Source organism: Rhodobium orientis (assembly GCF_003258835.1).
GTDB classification, from domain to species: Bacteria; Pseudomonadota; Alphaproteobacteria; order Rhizobiales; family Rhodobiaceae; genus Rhodobium; species Rhodobium orientis.
In genome coordinates, this window is sequence record NZ_NPEV01000024.1 from 30,649 (window position 1) to 51,594 (window position 20,946).

General features: G+C 62.9%; 25 protein-coding genes. 1 reads left to right on the forward strand and 24 read right to left on the reverse strand.

Features of this window, described 5'->3' with window-relative positions:
- Nucleotides 1-2: 2 nt before the first annotated feature.
- From CH339_RS12130 to CH339_RS12245, 24 genes are all read right to left on the reverse strand, one after another.
- On the reverse strand, nt 3-1,193 hold the full coding sequence (locus CH339_RS12130) for a TraB/TrbI/VirB10 family type IV secretion system protein (protein WP_111434620.1): 1,191 nt from the start codon (nt 1,191-1,193) through the stop codon (nt 3-5).
- The gene (trbG, locus tag CH339_RS12135; protein WP_111434621.1) at nt 1,190-2,326 is read right to left on the reverse strand and encodes a P-type conjugative transfer protein TrbG; all 1,137 of its coding nucleotides are present in this window, start codon (nt 2,324-2,326) and stop codon (nt 1,190-1,192) included. Before trbG ends, CH339_RS12130 begins: the two co-directional genes overlap by 4 nt.
- Nucleotides 2,323-3,006: a conjugal transfer protein TrbF gene (gene trbF / locus CH339_RS12140; protein ID WP_111434622.1), complete on the reverse strand. Its 684-nt coding sequence runs from the start codon at nt 3,004-3,006 to the stop codon at nt 2,323-2,325. The genes trbG and trbF overlap by 4 nt, the downstream gene beginning before the upstream one ends.
- Nucleotides 3,006-4,319, reverse strand: a complete 1,314-nt coding sequence (gene trbL / locus CH339_RS12145; protein ID WP_111434623.1) for a P-type conjugative transfer protein TrbL — start codon at nt 4,317-4,319, stop codon at nt 3,006-3,008. Before trbL ends, trbF begins: the two co-directional genes overlap by 1 nt.
- Nucleotides 4,320-4,323: 4 nt before the next feature.
- Nucleotides 4,324-4,596 (reverse strand): putative entry exclusion protein TrbK-alt, encoded by a 273-nt coding sequence (gene trbK-alt / locus CH339_RS12150; RefSeq protein WP_111434624.1) that lies wholly within the window; start codon nt 4,594-4,596, stop codon nt 4,324-4,326.
- A 10-nt stretch (nt 4,597-4,606) separates the two neighbouring features.
- A complete protein-coding gene (gene trbJ, locus CH339_RS12155; protein WP_111434625.1) occupies nt 4,607-5,371 on the reverse strand; it encodes a P-type conjugative transfer protein TrbJ in 765 nt (254 codons plus the stop codon).
- Entirely contained in the window at nt 5,368-7,809 is a 2,442-nt protein-coding gene (gene trbE / locus CH339_RS12160) for a conjugal transfer protein TrbE (RefSeq protein WP_111434626.1), read from the reverse strand. Before trbE ends, trbJ begins: the two co-directional genes overlap by 4 nt.
- 8 nt (nt 7,810-7,817) lie before the next feature.
- A complete protein-coding gene (locus tag CH339_RS12165; RefSeq protein WP_111434627.1) occupies nt 7,818-8,078 on the reverse strand; it encodes a VirB3 family type IV secretion system protein in 261 nt (86 codons plus the stop codon).
- Nucleotides 8,078-8,410, reverse strand: a complete 333-nt coding sequence (locus CH339_RS12170) for a TrbC/VirB2 family type IV secretion system protein (RefSeq protein ID WP_111434628.1) — start codon at nt 8,408-8,410, stop codon at nt 8,078-8,080. Before CH339_RS12170 ends, CH339_RS12165 begins: the two co-directional genes overlap by 1 nt.
- Nucleotides 8,407-9,342, reverse strand: coding sequence for a P-type conjugative transfer ATPase TrbB (gene trbB, locus CH339_RS12175; RefSeq protein WP_207189633.1), 936 nt, complete (start codon nt 9,340-9,342; stop codon nt 8,407-8,409). The genes CH339_RS12170 and trbB overlap by 4 nt, the downstream gene beginning before the upstream one ends.
- 223 nt (nt 9,343-9,565) lie before the next feature.
- Nucleotides 9,566-10,006, reverse strand: a complete 441-nt coding sequence (locus tag CH339_RS12180; RefSeq protein ID WP_111434630.1) for a CopG family transcriptional regulator — start codon at nt 10,004-10,006, stop codon at nt 9,566-9,568.
- Nucleotides 10,007-10,016: 10 nt separating this feature from the next.
- Entirely contained in the window at nt 10,017-12,002 is a 1,986-nt protein-coding gene (locus tag CH339_RS12185) for a conjugal transfer protein TraG (RefSeq protein WP_111434631.1), read from the reverse strand.
- A gap of 199 nt (nt 12,003-12,201) precedes the next feature.
- On the reverse strand, nt 12,202-13,962 hold the full coding sequence (locus CH339_RS12190; RefSeq protein WP_111434632.1) for a relaxase/mobilization nuclease domain-containing protein: 1,761 nt from the start codon (nt 13,960-13,962) through the stop codon (nt 12,202-12,204).
- A 250-nt stretch (nt 13,963-14,212) separates the two neighbouring features.
- The gene (locus CH339_RS12195; RefSeq protein ID WP_111434633.1) at nt 14,213-14,998 is read right to left on the reverse strand and encodes a lytic transglycosylase domain-containing protein; all 786 of its coding nucleotides are present in this window, start codon (nt 14,996-14,998) and stop codon (nt 14,213-14,215) included.
- A gap of 4 nt (nt 14,999-15,002) precedes the next feature.
- Nucleotides 15,003-15,338, reverse strand: a complete 336-nt coding sequence (locus CH339_RS12200) for a DUF736 domain-containing protein (protein WP_111434634.1) — start codon at nt 15,336-15,338, stop codon at nt 15,003-15,005.
- The gene (locus tag CH339_RS12205) at nt 15,335-15,940 is read right to left on the reverse strand and encodes a S26 family signal peptidase (protein ID WP_111434635.1); all 606 of its coding nucleotides are present in this window, start codon (nt 15,938-15,940) and stop codon (nt 15,335-15,337) included. Before CH339_RS12205 ends, CH339_RS12200 begins: the two co-directional genes overlap by 4 nt.
- Nucleotides 15,937-16,458, reverse strand: a complete 522-nt coding sequence (locus tag CH339_RS12210; protein ID WP_111434636.1) for a DUF2840 domain-containing protein — start codon at nt 16,456-16,458, stop codon at nt 15,937-15,939. Before CH339_RS12210 ends, CH339_RS12205 begins: the two co-directional genes overlap by 4 nt.
- Nucleotides 16,455-16,700, reverse strand: coding sequence for a ribbon-helix-helix protein (locus CH339_RS12215; protein ID WP_111434637.1), 246 nt, complete (start codon nt 16,698-16,700; stop codon nt 16,455-16,457). Before CH339_RS12215 ends, CH339_RS12210 begins: the two co-directional genes overlap by 4 nt.
- Nucleotides 16,697-17,335 carry a ParA family partition ATPase gene (parA, locus tag CH339_RS12220; protein WP_111434638.1) on the reverse strand — a complete coding sequence of 213 codons (639 nt, stop codon included), beginning with the start codon at nt 17,333-17,335 and terminating at the stop codon, nt 16,697-16,699. Before parA ends, CH339_RS12215 begins: the two co-directional genes overlap by 4 nt.
- Nucleotides 17,332-18,444, reverse strand: a complete 1,113-nt coding sequence (locus tag CH339_RS12225; protein ID WP_111434639.1) for a replication initiator protein A — start codon at nt 18,442-18,444, stop codon at nt 17,332-17,334. Before CH339_RS12225 ends, parA begins: the two co-directional genes overlap by 4 nt.
- 9 nt (nt 18,445-18,453) lie before the next feature.
- Complete coding sequence (locus tag CH339_RS12230; protein WP_111434640.1) at nt 18,454-18,729, reverse strand: helix-turn-helix transcriptional regulator; 276 nt, start codon at nt 18,727-18,729, stop codon at nt 18,454-18,456.
- A gap of 120 nt (nt 18,730-18,849) precedes the next feature.
- Complete coding sequence (locus CH339_RS25395) at nt 18,850-19,149, reverse strand: DUF2285 domain-containing protein (RefSeq protein WP_111434641.1); 300 nt, start codon at nt 19,147-19,149, stop codon at nt 18,850-18,852.
- A gap of 166 nt (nt 19,150-19,315) precedes the next feature.
- Nucleotides 19,316-19,612 carry a transcriptional regulator domain-containing protein gene (locus CH339_RS12240; RefSeq protein WP_111434642.1) on the reverse strand — a complete coding sequence of 99 codons (297 nt, stop codon included), beginning with the start codon at nt 19,610-19,612 and terminating at the stop codon, nt 19,316-19,318.
- Between the two features lie 121 nt (nt 19,613-19,733).
- The gene (locus tag CH339_RS12245) at nt 19,734-19,997 is read right to left on the reverse strand and encodes a DNA -binding domain-containing protein (protein WP_111434643.1); all 264 of its coding nucleotides are present in this window, start codon (nt 19,995-19,997) and stop codon (nt 19,734-19,736) included.
- A gap of 518 nt (nt 19,998-20,515) precedes the next feature.
- Between CH339_RS12245 and CH339_RS12250 the strand changes: the two genes are divergently transcribed.
- Nucleotides 20,516-20,734 (forward strand): helix-turn-helix domain-containing protein, encoded by a 219-nt coding sequence (locus CH339_RS12250; RefSeq protein WP_111434644.1) that lies wholly within the window; start codon nt 20,516-20,518, stop codon nt 20,732-20,734.
- Nucleotides 20,735-20,946: the final 212 nt, after the last annotated feature.

Genomic DNA, 20,946 nt, shown 5'->3' on the forward strand with positions numbered 1-20,946 from the left:
GCTCAGCCTTGGTAAGGTTCAAGAACCAAATCGTGGGTGACGATCACTCGTACGGGAAAGCCGGGCCGTATCGTCAAAGTGGGGGCGACCTGTAACTGACGCTGGATGATCTGCTGCCCAGCATCGTTTGTCGTATCCTGCGCGCCGTTACGGATAGCCTGCACTAGCCGATCATCATCGTCCATTGTGAGTTCCGCGCCGACTGCGAGCAGGGTCGAGAGCCCTGCCGCTTTTGCCAAATCCCACCAATGATGATCGACACCGTCCTCCAGGCCAGCGAAACCTTCAGTATCGGTGCCGGGCTGCCGTTCGAGCACTATGGATCTGCCATTCGGGAAGATCAGGCGGTTCCACACGAGGAGAACGCGGCGTTGGCCGAAGCCGACATCGTTGGAGTATTCGCCGATGATGCGCGTGCCTTGGGGGATGAGGAGGATTTGCCCGGACGGGCTGTCGTAGATGTGCTGAGTAACCTGAGCAGTGATCTGGCCGGGAAGATCGGATCGGATGCCGGTAATGAGAGCGGCGGGAATTACCGACCCTGCTTGAAGGACATAAGGTGAGGCCGTTGGCATGACACGATCGGGTGCAACGGTACGGCGGTCGGCCGGTGCATTGAGGAACGAAAGCTGGCGATCCTGAGTGGTGGTTGCGCTCGCCTGTCGCGTAAGGCCAAGCCCGAGGGAACCCGGCGCCGCGGGGTCTGGGGGTCGATTCGGGGTGGTCGGGCTGGTCGTCCCAGTCTGGAAGAAGACGCGGCTGGTTCGAGCCGCTTCTGCCTCGGCGAGTCGACGTTGTTGCTCGGGATCGGTCGCCGGCGGCGCGACAACAGGAGGCGTGACGGGCTGGCCTCTTTCCTTCGCATTGAGGATCGGCCGACCGAGATCGCCTGGCAAAGGCGGACCAAGGATCGGCCCGGCATAATCTCTTGGCAAGTCCTCGAGCCCTTCCGCAGTGCGGCGATTGTCAGTCGTGTAGAGTTCTTCGCCGGCGGTTTGGGAGCCCGGCGGCCGGAGCGCATAGATCAGCGCCCCACCAATGCCCAATGAGACGATCAGGCCGACTGCCGCCAATGTCCGCCGCGACAACCGGGTGACTTGTGGCGGCTTCGCACGCAGGCGCATTGCCGCGGCTGCGTCGGTGGGCGCACTCGTGAATTTCGGTTCCGGTTTCGCATGCTTGTCATCGTTCATGACCCTTGCCCTCCGCTTTGCCCCCCGGCCCTTTGGGTGTTGTCACCCCTTGGGACGGGCGGACGGGCCTTTCGATCCGCTTGAAGGCGGATTGGTTTCTTACTATTCGTCACTTGCGAAGGTTCACTGGAACTTCGCATCCATGAGAGTGGACCGCTTCTCACTCCATCGTTTCTGACGATCCTGACCACCTGTTGTGAGCGGCCGCTGCCGAGCCGCAACTCGGCGGCGCCGAAAATGCGATCGACGATCAGGAAGCTATGGTGGATACGGCTATTGACGATTTGCGCTTCGCCATCGGAGCCGATCACGAAGAGCGGCGGCATCTCGCCCTGAACGATGCCGCGCGGGAACTGGATGTAGACGCGGCGTCCATCGTCGAAGACCGAAACCGGCCGCCAGGGCGGTGTGTCGCCGGTTAGTCCGTACCGGTAGCGGCGCGCACTCATCACCGGTATCGCCGGCCGTGCGGGCGTGGTTTGGCGCTGCGAGGCGGGCGGTGCGGGATAGGCCCAGGCGACGGCGGGCATGTAAGGTTCCTCGTCGGCACGCAGCTCGATCATGTAGACACGTCGATCCGTACTGATGACGAGGTTGGTTGTGATGTCGGGCCGCGTCGGCTTGACGAGGACATGAACACGGCGCGTTTGGCCGTCGCCGCTTTCGGTATCGCCAATGATCCAGCGAGCGGTATCTCCGGCCGCGATCGGTCCGGCACCGGTCAGGCGTTCTCCAGGTTCGAGAGCGATATTGGTGACCTGTCCCGGCGCGGCATACACTTGGTAAAGCGCGCCCTCGCTCCAAGGGTAGATCTGAATGGCATTGAAATAGCCCTCGCGCCTCGGTTCGACTCGGGCCGCGGCGTTGGCGTTCTCGACGCGATCGGTAGATGTGGTCGCGATCTCCCCACCATGGGCAGGTGTCCATGCTGGCGGAACGTGAAGCGGTTTTGCGCTTTCGTCGGTGATTGGAGCCGGCACGGAGGGCAGGGGCGGGACGTCGCTGTCGTAAGTGATTTCCGGTGGTTTGTAGGTGGTGCAGGCGGAAAGCGCGGAAACGGAAATCAGGAGAACAGCGAAGGAGGCTTTGCACGAAACCGTCTCTCCAGCTTTACGGAAAAGCGGCATGGTCATTGTCCGAGCTCCTTCGACCAGTGAACCGCGTTGACGTAAATGCCGAGAGGGTTCTTGCGCAGGCGTTCGGCGTTGCGGGGCGGCTGGATGACGATCGTCAGGATCGCGGTCCAGCGCTCGGTCGCGGAGAGCTGCCCGTTCTCGTAGTAGCGCTCGCTCCAGGCGATGCGGAAGCTGTTTGGGGATGCGCGGATGACGCTGGAGACCTCGACGGCGACCTGTTGCTCGCCGACTTTGGTGAAGGGGTCGTTGGCGCGGGCATAGTCGTTCAGCGCCAGCGCGCCGCGGTCGGTGGTGAAGTCGTAGGCGCGCAGCCAGTTCTGGCGCATGATGATCGGATCGGCGGGAATGGCCCGGACATTCTCGATGAAGCGGGCGAGGTGGAAGGCGATTTGAGGGTCGGCCGGTTCATAGTCGGCCGCGGCCGGTGCCACTGCCTGCGCCTCCCCGAGCGCATCGACCTGCACCACCCACGGCACCACGGTACCGCGGGTCGACTGCCAGACCAGCGCGGAGGCAAAGCCGGTCGTCAGAATCAGGCAACCGAAGGCCATCAGCCGCCAATTCTTCGCCTGAACGCGCGCCGAGCCGATACGCTCGTCCCAGACTTGGGCAGCCTTCTGATAGGGGGTCTCGGGTTCGGGTGTCTTGCCGTAATGGGTTGCGGGCCGTTTGAACATCAGCGGTCTCCTTCGGAGAGATCGATGGAGGAGCCGCCGCCGTGGGCGTCTCCGGAACGGATGGAATGAGCAGTTGCCGAGGCACCGTGGCTGACGCGCTGGGCGCGTTTCATGCGACGCGCCCAGTCGGGCATGTCCGCGCGTGCGCTGGCGGGAGCCGGGGCAGTGGCCCCGGTGACAGCACCCCCAGTGGACTCGATGGCCGCGCGCCCACCCTCAGCGTAGCTCTGCCTCACGCCGGACGAGGCGCGGCGAAGCGGCGACGTCATGGCTTCACCGGCCGCTCTCGCGACACCGCCGAGACCGGCGGCGACGCCGGAAGCGCCCGATTGTCCGGAGGAGGCGAGCGAATAGGAGGTTGTCGCACCTCCCGCCAGCAAGGCGCTTCCACGAGCTGCGCCAGACCCGGCGGCGAGCGCGGCGGATCCCCCCCTTGCGGCAAGGGCACCACCGGCAACCATCATGCCGCCTGCGGCGAGACTTGTGCCGACCGCGGAGCCTGCGCCAAGTTGCGGGCCGCCAGAGACGATGCCGCTTGCGATGCCCGGTCCGAAGATGCCGAGGCCAAGAAGCGAAAGGGCCGCGAGAACGATAGCCATGGCCTCGTCGATGGTCGGCTGGTCGCCGCCGAAACCGCCGGTGAACTCAGAGAAGAGGGTCGAGCCGATGCCGATGATTACGGCGAGCACCAGAACCTTGATGCCGGACGAGATCACGTGGCCGAGCACGCGCTCGGCCATGAAGGCGGATTTGCCGAAGAGGCCGAAGGGAATGAGCACGAAGCCCGCCAGCGTCGTCAGCTTGAACTCGATCAAGGTGACGAAGAGCTGGATGGCGAGGATGAAGAAGGCGAGGAGCACCAGCGCCCAGGCAAAGAGCAGGCAGGCGATTTGGATAAAATTCTCGAAGAAGGCCCAGTAGCCCATCAGATCGGAGATGGATTCCAGCAACGGTCGGCTGGCTTCGAGGCCGGTTTGGGCAACTTTGCCCGGACGCAAGAGATCGGTTGCGGAAAACCTGGTGCCGCTGGCCTTCAGGCCGAGGCCCGCGAAGCTCTCAAAGACAATGCGGGCGAGATAGTTCCAGTTTGAGATGATATAGGCGAAGGCGCCGACGAAGAGCGTCTTCTTGATCAGCCGGGCTATGATGTCGTCGTCGGCACCCCAGGACCAGAACAATGCTGCCAGCGTCACGTCGATGACGATCAGCGTGGCTGCTATGAACGCCACCTCGCCGCCGAGCAGGCCAAAGCCGGAATCGATATAGGAGGTGAAGACCTGCAGGAAATGGTCGATGACGCCAGTATCGCCCATGGTGTTATGGCCTTTCTGCCTCGATGCCGAGGAAGCGCTGCCGGTTCTCGGACCACGCGGCGAGACAATCCCGATCGCGGGTTGCCGCTTCGCCGAGCCTTTGGCAGCGCCGCAGCTCCCGTCGCACCAGATCGACATCAGAAGCCCAGGTCGGCGCGGGGGCGGACACAGCATCCGATAGCGGTTCCGGTTCCTGGGTCAGTTCGAGCACGGTCGCCGTGATGGCGACCGCGACGAAGGCGATCGCGGCGATGCGCGCGAGGGTCTTGCCGTCCATTTTCCGCGCCTCATTTGCCGCCGTAGAACATTTGGGCGTTGCCCGGCTGGTAGCCCGATCCCGGTTCAAGGAAGCGGCGGCGTTGCTCGCGTCCCTGTTCGGCGGCGGCGGCCCGCTCCGCATCGGCAAGAGCCTGCGCCCTTCCGTTGGCGGTGACGACGGCGGTGAGATCGGCGAGCTGCTGTCCCTGTAGGGCGAGGAGCTGATTGCCGGCCTGGGCTGCCTGTATCGCTCCGGTCGCGCCCTGGCTGCGGCCGATCAACTCGTTCATCTGAGTACGGTTGGTTTCGATATTGCCGATCACGCCGGCCTGCACGCGCATCGCGTCTTGCAGTCCGGCGACGGTGTTCCGCCAACGCTCGCGCGCGCTTGCGATCAGGTCCTGGTCGGTGGCCGAGAGTGAGGCGTCGCCATATGTCGTTTTAAAGGCCTGATCGATCTGCTGGACGTCAAAGGCGATGCGTTGGGCTTCGCCCAAAAGCTGCTGCGTGCGCTGGACGGATCTCTGAAGCTGTTGCAGTGCCGAATAGGGCAGGCTCGTCAGGTTACGTGCCTGGTTGATCAGCATCTGCGCTTCGTTCTGAAGTGAGGTGATCTGGTTGTTGACCTGTTCGAGCGCTCTGGCGGCCGTCAAGATGTTCTCGGCGTGGTTCCACGGATCGTAGACGGCGCGCCAAGCGAATGCCGATGATGCTATTGGGTCCGGCAAGAGTACAACGGGACAAGCGAGGAGGGCGGCGCCAAAACCTGCAAGTCTGAAACGACGGAACGTCATGACGCATTCTCCAGATTGTCGAGGTTTTGGATAAGATCGACCGCCCAACCAAGCCCGCGCTCGCGCAGCCAAGTCGCGGCAAAATGCTCGCGTCCGTGTTCCGCGACGAGTTTTTCGAGAACCGCGTGATCGGCCTTCGACGAACTTGCACAGAACGCGAGTGCAACCTCGCCAAGAGCGAGTTCGAACAGGCGATTCCCATGACGTGATTGGCAGTAATAGTCACGCTTTGGCGTCGCCCGGGCGAGGATCTCGATCTGCCGGTCGTTCAGCCCAAAGCGCCGGTAGATTGCAGTGATCTGCGGCTCGATGGCACGTTCGTTCGGCAGCAATATCCTGGTCTGGCAGCTCTCTATGATCGCGGGTGCGATTGCAGAATTGTCGATGTCGGATAGGGACTGCGTCGCAAAGACCACGGAAGCGTTTTTCTTGCGAAGCGTCTTCAGCCATTCGCGCAACTGGGCAGCGAAGCCCTCGTCGTCGAGCGCGAGCCATCCCTCATCGATAATTAACAGGGTCGGTCGGCCGTCGAGTTGTGCCTCTGTGCGATGAAAGAGATAAGCGAGAACGGCAGGCGCCGCGCTGGTTCCGATCAAGTCCTCAGTCTCGAAAGCTTGTACCGGAGCACTGCCGATCTGTTCGCTCTCCGCGTCTAGCAGGCGGCCATAGGGACCGCCGACGCAATAGGGCTGTAGGGCGCGCTTCAGGTCTTGAGACTGCAGTAGGACCGAGAGGCCCGTGATCGTGCGTTCTTCTAGGGGGGCGGAGGCGAGTGAAGTGAGTGCTGCCCATATATGCTCGCGGGCCTGGGGATCGATCGTGACGCCCTCGCGGCGCAGAATATTGACGATCCAGTCACCGGCCCAGGCCCGCTCAGGGACGTCCTGGATGCGGGTCAGCGGCTGGAGGGAGACGCTTTCGTCAATGCCTCCGGTCAGTCCGCCGCCGAGGTCGTGCCAGTCACCGCCCATGGCGAGTGTGGCGGCACGGATCGAGCCTCCAAAATCGAAAGCGAAAATCTGGGCATTGCGGTAGCGGCGAAACTGCAGCGCCATCAGTGCCAGCAGAACCGATTTGCCGGCGCCGGTGGGGCCGACCACCATGGTGTGCCCGACATCGCCAACGTGAAGGGAAAACCGGAATGGGGTCGAGCCCTCGGTCTTTCCGAAGAATAGAGGAGGTGCTGCCAGGTGTTCGTCCCGATCCGGTCCTGCCCAAACGGCGGAGAGCGGGAGCATGTGGGCCAGATTGAGTGTGGAGATCGGCGGTTGCCGGACATTTGCATAGACATGGCCGGGGAGGCTGCCGAGCCAGGCGTCGACGGCATTGACGGTTTCCGGCATCGCTGTGAAGTCGCGGCCCTGGATGACTTTCTCGGCCAGCCGCAGCTTTTCATCGGCGATGCGCGGATCCTCGTCCCAGACGGTCAGCGTCGCGGTCACATAGGCTTGGCCAGCGATGTCCGCACCGAGCTCCTGCAGGGCCTCGTCAGCGTCCGCTGCCTTGTTGGCGGCATCGGTATCGACAAGTACGGAGGCCTCGTTGGTCATTACCTCCTTGAGGATGGTGGCGATCGATTTCCGCTTGGCGAACCATTGCCGGCGGATGCGGGTGAGGAGGCGGGTCGCGTCGACCTTGTCGAGTAGGATGGCGCGGGTCGACCAGCGATAGGGGAAGGCGAGCCGATTGAGTTCGTCGAGGATGCCGGGCGTTGTCGCGCTCGGGAAGCCGACGACGGTCAGAACGCGCAGATGGGTGCTTCCCAGCATCGGCTCGAGGCCGCCCGCAAGCGGCTGATCGATCAGCAGTGCGTCGAGATAGATCGGGGTCTCGGGTACGCGGACGCGGTGCCGGTTGCTCGATACCGTCGCATGAAGATAGGTCAGGGTTTCGGCGTCATCGAGCCAGGCGCATTCGGGCATGAAACCGTCGAGCAGCGCCAGAACGCGCGCGGTTCGATCGACGAAGCCGTGAAGCTGTTCGCGAGCATTGGCCTCGCCACCCCGTTCCCGCCCCTCGTACAGGAACCGTTCCGAGCGTGACGCATCCTCCGCTGGCGGCAGATAGAGAAAGGTGAGGTAGTAGCGAGATTCGTAGTGCCCCCCTTCCTCTTCGAACATTGCCTTGCGTTCCGCATCGACGAGCGCCGACGCCGGATCGGGAAAGGTACTTTCAGGATAGTCACGTGTGGGCGCCCGCATCGACTCGACGAAGATCGCCCAGCCCGAACCGAGCCGGCGAAAGGCATTGTTGAGCCGGCCGGCAACCGCAACCAGTTCGGCCTGAACGGCGCTGTCTAGATCGGGGCCACGGAAACGAGCGGTGCGCTGGAAGGAGCCATCCTTGTTGAGGACGACGCCGTCTTCAACCAGCGCTGCCCAGGGAAGGAAGTCGGCTAGGCGGGAAGAGGTGCGGCGGTATTCGGTGAGATTCATCATGGGGGTCGTCACACGCTCAGATGGGAAGGGATGCGCAGGTGCCGGCGTCCGACATCGGCGAAGAGCGGATCGCGCCGCGCCGCCCAGACGGCGGTGGCATGACCGATGCCCCACAAGATCAACCCGACCAGCCAGAGGCGCAGGCCGAGGCCTAGGGCGGCGGCGAGCGTGCCGTTCAGAATCGCGATCGCGCGCGGCGCCCCGCCAAGCAGGATCGGTTCGGTCAGGGCGCGGTGGACGGGGACGACGAAGCCGGGAACGTCGGTCATCAGATGAGTACCCCGCCGCCGAAGGAGAAGAAGGACAGGAAGAAGCTCGATGCGGCGAAGGCGATAGACAGGCCGAAGACGATCTGGATAAGGCGCCGGAAGCCGCCGGATGTATCGCCGAAGGCGAGCGTCAGGCCTGTGATGATAATGATGATGACGGCAATGATCTTGGCGACCGGTCCCTCGATGGATTCGAGGATGGACTGGAGCGGTGCCTCCCAGGGCATGGACGAACCGGCCGCGCGAGCGGCAGGCGCCATCGTCATTGTGACGACAAACGTGGCGGCAGCGCCTGCGATTTCGCGACGAAGGTGAGAGACGGGACGGATCATGCGGTGGTCCCTTCCGAGGTTTGGATGGCTGGGGTGAGGCGATAGTCGCCGTCGGGGGTGAGCCCCGTGACGGCGGAGAGTTCTGTGAGCCGGCGCTCCGAGCCACGGCCCGAAAGCACGGCGACGAGATCGATGGTCTCGGCGATCAGTGCGCGGGGAACCCTCACCACGACTTCCTGAATGAGTTGTTCGAGGCGGCGGAGCGCGCCGATCGCGGTCCCGGCATGGATGGTGCCGATTCCGCCCGGGTGTCCGGTGCCCCAGGCCTTCAAAAGGTCGAGTGCTTCCGGCCCACGTACCTCACCGATGGGAATGCGGTCGGGGCGAAGGCGTAGAGATGAGCGAACGAGATCGGACAACGTGACGACGCCATCCTTCGTGCGCATGGCGACGAGATTGGGGGCTGAACATTGCAGCTCCCGCGTGTCCTCGATGATGACGACGCGATCAGCACTCCTTGCCACCTCGGCAAGCAAGGCATTGGTCAGTGTCGTCTTTCCGGTCGAGGTGCCACCGGCGACGAGGATGTTCTTTCGGCCAGTAACCGCGGTGCGGAGGGCGGCCGCCTGGTCCGATCGCATGATGCCGTCGGCGACATAGTCGTTGAGGGAGAAGACGGCGATGGCCTGCTTGCGGATCGCGAAGGTCGGCGCGGCGACGACCGGCGGCAGCAAACCCTCGAAGCGCTCGCCGGTTTCCGGGAGTTCCGCCGAGACGCGGGGGCTTCCGCCGTGAACCTCGGTACCGACATGGTGGGCGACGAGCCGGATGATCCGTTCGCCGTCGGCGGAAGCGACCAACTCACCGGTGTCGGAAAGACCTTCGGACAGCCGGTCGATCCAAAGCCGTCCGTCCGGGTTGAGCATCACTTCGACGATGCCGGGCTCTTCGAGGAAACGCGCAATGGCCGGACCGAGCGCGGTGCGCAGCATGCGCGCCCCGCGCGAGGATGTTTCCGATCTTTGGAAGGTCACCGAAATCTCGTCCCCGATAGTGGCTGGGATCGCGACAACGATCCCGGTTCGGGGATTAGTAAGAAATGCAGGAAATGGCCTCGCGCAACACCGTCAAGGGCGTAGTAGGGGTGTGGCGGGTAAAGACAGGGGAACGGCGAGAAAGCGACAAGCACCCGTCCTATTGCGGGCGCTGCGAAATCTATTCCCGTGTGTCGTTAGTCGGAACTGGTGGTTCGGGTGGAGCGATGTCGTCCGGAATCTCTTTCAGGAAGCTCTGCCCCTTCTGCAAACGCCGGCCGAGCGTCTCGACAAACCCCTCGAAGCGCTCTCGACCCTTGATCTGAGCCGACGATTGAGCGTCCTGGGGGAGCGGCGGCGTGATCGTGAGCCAGAACCGGATGAAGAGAGCCAGTGTCTCGGCGCTGATCCCGACGTCGCGTTCCAGGCGCTGAACTTGTCGCGTGAGACGGTCGAGCCTGCGCGTGAAAGCAGCCTCCATCCGATCGGCCCCGTCGGGAGACAGGAACGAGGCAACGGCCGCTTCGACGATGGCAGAACGGGACAGGTCCTTGCGATCCGCGAGATCGGCGATCTGTTTCAGCATCTCAGGCGGGAAATAGACATTCATCCGGCTGCGCATGTCATTGCCCTCACAACTCTATTCCGTCTTTTGGGTCCAGTGTCGCCTGCCGTGCGATCTGGCGGCCCTGCTGACGAAATGCCCGCGCCTGTTTCGCGGGCTCATCGGCATCGTCTTCAAGCAGGTCAAACTCCCTCGACGGTTTCGGCCCTTTGGGCGGCGGTACGATGTCTTCATGTTCAGGCAGGTCTGGCTGCCGCCGGATTCCACCATCTGCTGCGTCTTCGGAACTGGCGTCCTTATCGCGATCGGATTTGGTGATCGGCGTAGCGATACGACCGGCCCAAGCATCGCTCTTCTGGGGCGGCGTACTCTTGGTTGGATCCGGAGGCGCGGCGATCCGCTCGGTAAATCTTGTGTCTTCGTAGTAGCGGGCCTTCTTGGCCCGAATTGAGGGCAAGCCCGCCACCATGACGATCTCGTCCGAGGCGGGAAGCTGCATGACTTCGCCAGGCGTGAGCAGAGGTCTCGCCGTCTCCTGCCGCGACACCATGAGGTGACCGAGCCAGGGCGCGAGCCTGTGCCCGGCATAGTTCTTCATCGCGCGCATTTCGGTCGCAGTGCCGAGCGCGTCGGAAACCCGTTTGGCGGTACGTTCGTCATTGGTCGCGAAGCTCACCCGAACATGGCAATTGTCCAGGATCGCGTTGTTTGGCCCGTAGGCCTTTTCGATCTGGTTGAGAGACTGGGCGATCAAGAATGCCTTGAGCCCGTAACCAGCCATGAAAGCGAGGGCGCTTTCGAAGAAGTCCAGCCGACCGAGTGCCGGGAATTCGTCGAGCATGAGCAACACGCGCTGGCGCTGGTTGGTCGCCTGCAGGTCCTCGGTCAGGCGCCGACCGATCTGGTTCAGCATCAATCGAATGAGGGGTTTGGTGCGCGAAATGTCGGAGGGCGGAACGACGAGATAGAGGGTGGTCGGCTGTTCTCCGTCGATCAGATCGGCGATGCGCCAGTCGCATTGGCGGGTCACCTTTGCGATGACAGGGTCGCGGTAGAGCCCGAGGAACGACATGGCGGTTGAGAGAACGCCGGAGCGTTCGTTGTCGGCCTTGTTCAGAAGTTCCCGTGCCGCGGATGCGACCACCGGATGAGGGCCGGCCTCGACCAGATGCGGCGTCGTCATCATCGCCTTGAGCGTAGCCTCGATCGGCCGCTTCGGATCGGAGAGGAACGCGGCGACGCCCGCGAGGGTCTTGTCCGGTTCGGCATAGAGGACGTGAATGATGGTGCCGACCAGAAGCGAATGGCTGGTCTTTTCCCAGTGATTGCGCCGTTCGAGCGATCCCTCGGGATCGACGAGAATGTCGGCGACGTTCTGCACGTCACGCACCTCCCAGTCGCCGCGGCGGACTTCGAGCAGAGGATTGTAGGCGGACGATTTGGGATCGGTTGGATCGAAGAGCAGCACGCGGCCGTGCCTGGACCGAAAGCCGGCGGTCAGATACCAGTTCTCGCCTTTGATGTCGTGAACGATGGCAGAGCCGGGCCAGGTGAGGAGCGAAGGAACCACCAGGCCAACGCCCTTGCCGGACCGTGTTGGCGCGAAACAAAGAACATGCTCGGGCCCGTCATGGCGCAGGTAATGCTCTTCGAATTTGCCGAGTACGACACCGTCCGATCCGAGCAATCCGCTCTTGGCGACTTCCTTGGGCTCCGCCCAGCGTGCCGAGCCGTAGGTGATGACGTCTTTGGCTTCCCGCGCGCGCCAAACGGACATCGTGATGGCGACGCCAATCGACAAGAATCCGCCTGAAGCCGCTATGACGGCGCCTTCGACGAAGATCGGAGGCGCATATGCCTCATACGAAAACCACCACCAGAAGAAGGCTGGTGGATAGTAGAAGGGCAAACCCGCCAGACTGAACCAAGGTGTTCCAAGCTGCGGCTGGAAACCAAGCCGCCAAGCAACCCATTCCGTCGCGCCCCATGTGGTGGTGAGGACGATCAGGAAGACAACGGCAATTTGGCCCCAGAGGATCTTGGTCGCGGACATGGTGCTGGATGATCAACGCGCAACACGGGCCAGTCACAAGAACCGAATAGAGGACGTCGCGTGAATGGCGGCAATTGCGTGTAGATCGGAAAGAACTCGTTTGGCGGGATCAACGGTATTCCGGACAACCATCTCGCACCTATGGGGAGAACCGATATCTACATGTCGCCGCTTTGGGTCGGTGGACCATTGGCGTAACCTACAAACTCAGCCCACGCTTTCGGCCGAAGCTCCAATCAATGCCGCTGCTGCCACGCACCAACCCGGAGACCTCTTGCCCCAGCTTCTTCTCAAGCGACGGCGACCACGGCACCAGCTGGAAGCCGAACCCACTGTCGATCATGGCGAAGCGGCCGGAGGATAGCGTCAGCCTTTGGCGGTAGCAGCCAGTGACATGCTCGCCGGTCGCGGATTCCACATAAGGCAATCCGGTGTCATCGGCGAGCTTTTCCGCCGCCGCGTCTAGCTCTCGACGACGCAACGTGTTGATTAGGTCGCGCTGCAGAATAATGCGCTGCCCTTGCCGGCGCGCAAGACCTTCGCCGGCGAGGTGGTCCGCGCGCGCTTTCATCGCTGCGCCAACCTCGCCCCCGAACCCGCCCGTTGAGAGCGGTATGGGATCTCGTTCGACCAGCCGGTGATCGAGCCAGGTCGCGCCCGGTGCAACGATTTGACCTTTGAGATCGAGATCCGAGCGGAGCGCCAGGACAAGGGTGGGGCGGCGACCTTCTGCCTCACCGAAGCGCCGCACCTCGACGATGCCGCCAAGTGGCGGTGCATGCTCAAAGGCTTCGATACCACGGAAGCGGATATGATGGGCGCGCCCGTCGGTGCCATCGATCACGGCATAGGCCTCGCCGGTCAACTCGTCATGCAGCCCACGATCAACGAGCCGGCCGATGATTGGGGTAGCTGCTTCTCCGGTCTCGATCGCGAAATCAGCGATGCCGCGGTCCTGGCCGCGTTCGGCAAAGGCGCGATGCATGGTCTTGATGATATCGTCGCGCATGTCGAGATCGCGTAGCTTGCGTTCAGCTTCAAGACCGACCATCCATTCGCCCGGACCAGCCGGCGAAGCGAGGCCCATGTTCTCCAGATGCTGCAGGCGGCCGATCATCAACCGGCGGGGTTCGCTGTTGCGCATGTCACCGGCATCCGGGCGGAGATCGATATGCCCGGTATCGTCGGCGGCGAAACGGATTTCGCGATCGAGGCTCGTCCAACGCTCGGCGGTGATTTCCTTTTCGAGCGTTGCGCGGATTTCGTGCTCCGGCTTCGGGCCCAGTTCCAGCGAGACCAGTTCTTCGCCGCGCGAGCGCAGGCCACGGCTGATGTAGTCCCGAGAGATGACGAGGTCGGCGCCGGTCTGGTCGACGCCGCGAACCAGAAGATGGACATGCGGATTGTCGGTGTTCCAGTGATCGACGGCGATCCAGTCGAGCCTGGTGCCGAGATCCGTTTCCATCTGCCCCGCGAGATCACGGGTGAAGACCTTTAGGTCTTGCATGTCGGCGGCTTCCTCGGGCGAGACGATAAATCGGAAATGATGCCGGTCGTCCTCACATCGCTCGGCGAAAGCGCGGTCGTCGGCACTGTCGCTCGCCGCGTCGAACATGATGCCGCGTTCGCCATCGCGGGTGACGCCTTCGCGCTTCAGATAGGCGACATGAGCGGCAAGTGGCGCGGAACGAAAGGCTCGGCCTCTGTGGCGGACAACGCGGGCCTTTACGACAACGCGCCTGGATGGGCTGAAGAGACGGGCGCGGGCGAAGCGTGTGCGGCCCCGGCCGAAGCTTGATCGGCCATAGCCGGAACCACGGCCACCGGTTCCGGTCGCCGAGACATGCCCGGACTTCTTGGCGGCACGGATCACCTGGTTGATAAAGCTCTTCTGGCGGGGAACCCGTTTGTCGCGAATACGGCCGGGGCGAATACGGAAGTCGCGGTCATCGCTGCTCATCGCGCGCCTTCCTCATCCCGGAATCTGGCTGCAGTGCCGAAAATAGCATTGAAATCACACGACAATTCATCGGCGGCGGCACGCGGCCCGACCGACCGGCACGCCGGAATCCAGGTCATTTCAATGACTTGCGATTCGAGCGGCGTGCCCCTTTTATCTCGCCGTCCTTCGGTCGTGCTCTCTCGCTCAACACGCATTTCCGTCAGGGCTTTGCGGGAGCACGCCCATCTTCGCCATGATGCACTCGCGGTCATCGGCGCTCGCTCGGCTGCGATGGCGTGACGAACAGCCCGCTATCCCGAGGAGTGAGATCCATGTCGGTGCCGTCGGCCTGTGTCTGTGTGACGGTCGCAGGCTCCACCGACGATCCCGCCGGAACAGCGGCGGCACTGCCGTCGGCTTTCGCGGCGAAGAGCGGAGAATGTTTCCAATAGCTGCGGTTGATGTGCACGGGGATTGCCGCGAGGGAAGCGGCAGAGATATCGACATAGGGCGCGAGAACCGCAGCATAGTTGCGCGTTTCGGCCGGCAGTGCTCGCCCGTCGACGAGATACTCGTCGTAGCGGCCTGGTCCGGCATTGTAGGCGGCGAGGAAACCCGGAGATCCGTATTGGTCATGGAGTTCACGCAGATAGGCCGTGCCCGCGAGGATGTTCTTGCGCGGATCGAAAGGGTCGTTCCCCAGGCGATATCGGGTGCTCAACTCGATCCAGGTGTTGGGCATGATCTGCATCAGCCCTATCGCACCCTTGGAGGAAACTGCGCGCTCGATCCCGTCGCTTTCGGCCGTCATTACGGCGCGGAGCAAACGTTCGGGAAGCCCGAAGCGACGTGACGCCTCGGCGACATACGCGCTGTAGGGATCGACGGCGGATCGCGTTTCGGTCGTGGTGGTCTGCGCGATCGCGCTGCTCGGGAAGACGGGCGGCGAGACACAGAAGGTCAGCAGGCCGGAAAGGAGAAGGAGGTTGGGACAGGCGGAGGGGGGCCTGCCAGTTGTAAGCCCTGCCTCGTGGAAATGATGTATGCGGGACATCGTTTCAGTCCTTGTCGCCGCTCTTCGGGGGACGGTTCCACCGCAGCGTCCAGGTGTCGCTCTCGGCTTCGAGCTGAAACAGATTGGCGCGGATCGGACGGTCGAACGTCGGGTCGTCAAGCTGCAAAGAGAGGTAGTCGCCGGCCTTTTCACCGCTGCGCTTCCAGGCTGCTCCAACCTCAATGCCGGAGCCGTCACCGTGGTGAACGCGGTAGTCCGGTGCGTTTTCGGCATCCGAGCTTTCGGTCGGTACGAGTGTCAGCTCGCGGTCGAGTGTGAGCGTATGGATGTATCCGGTGTAGCCGGATTTGGTGCGGGTGAATTGTCCTATCTGTGTCATGGGTTAGGTCCTTTCATCGTCTTTGGGGTGGATTTGCGATTGCGGGAATGCGGTGCTCGTCGAACAGGTGCGCGCCATTCGAGGTGGTCGTCTCCGGCCTCGTCGGTGAAAAGCGGGGTTGCGCGGCCGATAATTGCGTCGCGCGGCAGCGGCCCGACATACCGGCTGTCGAGGCTGTCGGGATGCTGCCAATTGAGGAGAAAGACTTCGCCGTCGGCGATGCGCCGGCAGCCCTGCCAGACAGGCAGGGCGCGGCCAACCAGATCCTGTTTCTTCGCCTCCGCCGTCGCGATCCCATCGACGGTCACCGCGCGACCGTTCCGGCAAACCCGCTGACCGGGTAGTGCGACGATCCGCTTCAGGAGTGGCACTCCGAGCGGCAGATATCCGCGCTGCTCAAGCATGTGAGCGAGGGGCGCTGGTGGTACGATGGCGACGAGGTCCGGGACCTCGAGATGTTCGTCCGGCTGGATGAGATAGAGACCGACCGGCGCGCTGGCCGAAGCATTCCAGAGCAACCATGGGGTCACGGGAACAAGGGCCGAGACGCCGATTGCCGTCGCGCTGAGGCCGGTGACCATGACGTAACCGAACCGGGTCATGGTTCCGCTCTCTGTCGCAGTCGCCAAGCATGATGCTGGGTGCGCGTATAGCTGCGCGGTTCCTGCACCACGGTCAGGCGATTGTGGACGTGGCGCCAATAGTTCGGCGCGACGTCGACAGGATCGATGTCGAGCGCCTCGATGGCGTCGACGGCTTGCAGCACGCGCTCGACCTTGGGCCAGCCGGAGACCTTGAGCAGGATGTCGCCGCCGGGGCGGACGAAGGGAAGCGTCTGATAGGGTGTGCCCGGTGCAACGGCACGGACGATGTCGATGCGGGAGATGATCGTGCCATAGTCGTTGGCGGCCCACCGAGCGAAGGCGAAAATGTTGCCGGGCGCGAAGCTGACGATGCGGTGCTTGTGGTTGAGAATTTGCTCGTCGGTGATGTGGCCGAACCGGATCCAGTGTTCGATCCGCTTCTCGATCCAGGTAAGTTCGACGCGTGTCACGACGCCCGCGGGTCGTCTTGCTGGTGCCGGGTTGCCGCCGATGCGCGGCGCGACGTTGCCCGTCATGGCTGGTCTCCTTCGGGTTCGGGGAATTCGCGGGCAAGCAAATCGCGCAGCATGTCGGCGACTGTGACGCCGCGCTCAAAGGCGGCGATCTTGATGCGCCCGCGCAACTCCGGCGTGATGTCGATGGTCAGGCGTGCGGTGTAGCCGGGGCGTTCGGCCGTGGCGCGGCCCGGCGACTTGATCCAGTGCTCGGGGTCGCTCGGACGCGCCGCAAATCCGCGCTTGGCGGGACGGTACGTCATCGGGTTAGCCTCCCGATCTCGGTCGCGAGGGCGCTGATCTCTTTTGCTGCCATGCTCTCGTGATTTATCTCGAAGGCGAGCCGGCCGAACTGGGCGGCGGTTGCGAAGACGACGCGCTGGCCGATGTACGACCGCAGGACGGGTGGATCCTGGTCCGCCAGCGCCTCGGAGGTTTCGCGGGCGATGATGGTCCGCGCCGCCGAGCGGTTGAGAACGAAGCGCACGACGAGTTGCGGCCGGAATATCCGCGCTTCCTCGATCAGCCGCAGGATCTCGGCAGAGGCCCAGCCGTCGAAAGGCGATGGCTGCACGGGGATAAGAACGATGTCGGCGGCGAGCAGGGCCGAGCGCATCAGTCCAGCCACGCGGGGCGGCCCGTCGATAACGACATGGTCCGCGTTGCGGGCAAGTTCGGGCGCCTCACGATGCAGCGTGTCGCGCGCCAGGCCGATGATGCCGAAGAGCCGTGGCAGGCCCTCCCTCGCGCGCTGTTCCGACCAGTCGAGTGCGGAGCCCTGGGGGTCGGCATCGACAAGCGTGACCCGGTCTCCGCGTCGCGCCCATTCGCCCGCAAGGTGAAGGGCCAGGGTGGTTTTTCCGACGCCTCCTTTCTGATTGAGGAGGGCCACGATCATGATGCACCTCCGGCGTTTCGCGGATTTGGGACATCGGTGATGGGGTCCGGGCTAGCGTCTCCTTCGGGGTTTTCCCCAGAATGCCGACCTCTAAAGAAGTTAGAATCCTTGTTAGACTCTAAGTTAGGGGCGCGATTATCTGTTTGCTCATGGTGGTTTAAGCCCGGTTCGGGTTCCCGATGGCACGACGGTGCGGTTCCCGATGGCACGATAGAGCGGGTTCCCGATAGCACGACGGCGTCCACAGCTTGTCTACGGGGTGCCGGTTCGAAGGCGAGCAGGGTGCGGCGGGCCTCGAACTCGAGGAACAGGCTGTAACCTGGAAGCGCCTGCCGTTTGACGATGGCCCGCAGCTCGAAAGCGAACCGTTTGAACGGCGATAGGCTGCCGGATTTGAGATAGAGATGTCGGAAGTCGAAATGCCAGCCGTTGGTCTGTTTGCCGCCGTGCTTGCGAACGATCCGGTAGAGCCAGCGTTCGAGCCCGCCCGTCAGCCCGAAATAAGCCCGGTCGATGGTGAGAATGAGGGCATCGTCGAGAACGGCCTTGTAGAACCAGTCCGGGACGATGAGTTCGATCCCCTCGGGATTGCCGCGTGCATCGCTGCGCTCCGTCCACTCATTGATCCAGGAGAAGCGATGCATGCGCCGCGCGGTTCGGTCTGCGGCGCCGGAATGCGCCCGTGGATTGCGTGGCGGCTGACGTATTGTCGTCGCCACCGTCGTCGATTGCAGCCGGTCGAGGGCCGCCTTGAGACGCCGATAGTCGCGCGCGCCGGTGCCGCGGCCGACGAAGGTGAGGATCTGGTAGGGCGTTGCGATCATCAGGCGCGAGGTGCGGATTCCGTTGTCACGGGCCTCGACGATCTGGCTTGCCGCCCAGATCAGGATGTCGGCGTCCCAGATGGTCGCCATGCCGTGTTCGGGCACGGCCTCCACCCGGATCGCCACCGGGCCGGCCCGATAGTCGATCGGCGTCGTGCGAGGAGATTTGGCAAGACTGAAGAAGGGATAGGCCATGAGGTCCTGCGCATCGCGGGGCGCGAGATTGCTGGGGAGGGCGCGAAACAGTTCGAGCTGCTGCCTCTCCGATGTGCGAGATCGCGCCATGGTGGGAGATCAGCGGCGGTTGGTGTCGTGCGAAGTGTCGTCGTGCCGCTTGGCGGGCAGGACCGTGCCGGTGCCAGGATCGGAGGTTGATATCTTAGCGCCGCGGTTCGCCCAGGCCTGCAGGTCCTCGACGGAATAGACGACGCGACCGCCGAGCTTGCGATAGGCGGGACCGGTGCCGTAGGTGCGGTGCTTCTCGAGCGTCCGGCCGGACAGGCCGAGGAAGCGCGCGGCTTCGGGGGTTCTGAGATAGCGTGGCGGCAAGCCGGTGGGCGTTGCGGACATGGTCGTGCCTCCGTAGTCCTTCGAGTGACCGCCGGATATCGGCGGTTCGATGGGAGCACGGTGGCGGAGAAGGCGCGGCGAGAGGGAGTGCGAAGACGCGACGGCGTTTTCGCACCCTCATCAAGTCATCGGGTGGCGGCGGAACAGTAGGGAGCGATAGGCGCCCTCGACGTACCTCATGCCCTCTCGAAAACGCCGCATGACGGCGTCGCGTTCGGGCATGGATTTCCACGCCGTGGTGCTGACGTGATCGGCGTGAAGAGCGATCTCGGCGATCTCCTGGAAGGTCGCGCCGGACCGGCGTCCGTCGATCACCCGCAGCATTTGGCGGAGATTGCGTCTGCGATAGGAACTGACGCGCTGGTCGGGCTCCGTTCGTCGGAGGCGCAGAGCGCAGGCGAACCGCCGGATCGTATCCATACGATCGTCAAGAAAACGATCGAGAAGGGCGGTTGCCGCCACAGGTCCTTGCGGCAGGGGATCGCCGAGATAAAGGGCCGGAAAGTTCTGGCCTGCAATGTCGAGGCCGAGATAGTGCCCTTCGGGCGCGCGGTGGGTACGCGTATCCGGTAGGGTGACTGAAGGGCTATCGGATGAAAAGTCCCGCGGTGATGGCGTCAGGAGCAGTAGACCAGGGTCGGCATCTGGGGCGAAGAAGATATCCGCGTCGGTGGCGCGCCGGATCGGGGACGCTGGGAAATCGCACCCCCCACCACTGGGTCACGCGATCGTTGGCGGTGTCGCGCTTCTGCTTAGGGATTTCCTCGAAATCGTCTTGATACTTGCGGTTTCGACGTAGGAACTCCCACGCCAATCCGGCCGGATCGAGCCGGTCGACATAGTCAAAGTCCTTGCCGTGTCGCCAGTCCGCGTCCTCCGCCATGGATACGCCTCCGCTCGAAGCTGACAGGTATCCCCCAGGCGATATTGATCGCGTTCTGATTGTGGTCTCGGAAGCCACGATTCGGGCAAGGCGTGATGCCGATGCCGCATCATGGGGGCGATTATTGCGGATTTCCGCGAAGGAGATGGCGATAACCGTGTTCGGTCATCCAGCGCGCTCGTGCAAGGTGTGACCTGTGGATGAGCAATGCGCGGTCCGGTTCTTGCTCCGGATCGATCCCGAAGATGATTCCGACGGCCTCTTTCCAATCTGCACCTTCGGCGTCCGCGTCGAGTAGCCGGAGATAGGTCTTGAAATTTGCGCGATCGTAATCGGTGATCCGATCGTCCGCCGGGGGTTCGTCGAGGTAGTCCGGCTTGGCCATCCACTGTCCCCTCGCGGTGGGTTATGAAATCCCGCCCTTTTCGTTACCATAATTTGAACACATTGAGATGTCGTCCGGCAATCGTGTCCAAGAAAAACCCGCGCGTTCTTAGGATCGCAACGACAATGAATCCCTCGACCCTGCTTATGAGGGGCTCGACGAGGTGTCTTGGCACGTTTTTTACAATCACTACCCTTTCGCTTCTCTCAGAGTTGAAGGCACGGTGCCATTGTCCCAAAGGACCTTCCGTACGTGGGTGGGTGTGATGTCTTCCACTTCTAAGCCACTTTCGGATCCGAGGCGTTTGCGGGTGGTTCTTGATGAACGAGTCCTATCTGCAGGCGTCTTCTACGCCCGGCGGAGTAAGGTGCGTGGCTCGTGGGTCAGAGCATTCAAGCCATTGACGGGGCTTATCTATTCGAAACATCCAGACGTTAGGAATTCCCTTACTGTCAAACAACAAATTTACATACTATAGTTGATAAACTCAAAGTATGTAAATCGCGATCTTCCTGCGCATGGATATGCGCAAACTGGTCGGCCGAAACTTCGCCCGCCTGCGTCGGGAAAAGGGCCTGACCCAGGAAGAGCTTGAAGCGCGTTCCGGATTTAGCCAGCAATATATCAGCAGTTTGGAACGCGGACGGAGGAATCCCACCGTGATCACACTTTATGAATTGTCTCAGGCGCTCGGTGTTAGCCACGTCGAACTGGTCAGGCCAGACGATGAGGCGTAAGCGAAACCCTCGTTAAATTATTCTTCGTGTCATGGTCGGCGCGAGAGCACCACAGGCATACTAGGAACCGGCGGGCCTCCAATGACGCCGAGCAAGTCGAAATAGCATCTCGTCCAGCGGGCGAATTGCTGCCGCAAGGAGCTTCTGGCTAACAGCGAAGCCTCCGCTATCGTATTGCGGGTCCATATGCGCATTTGCCCCGCGCAAATGAG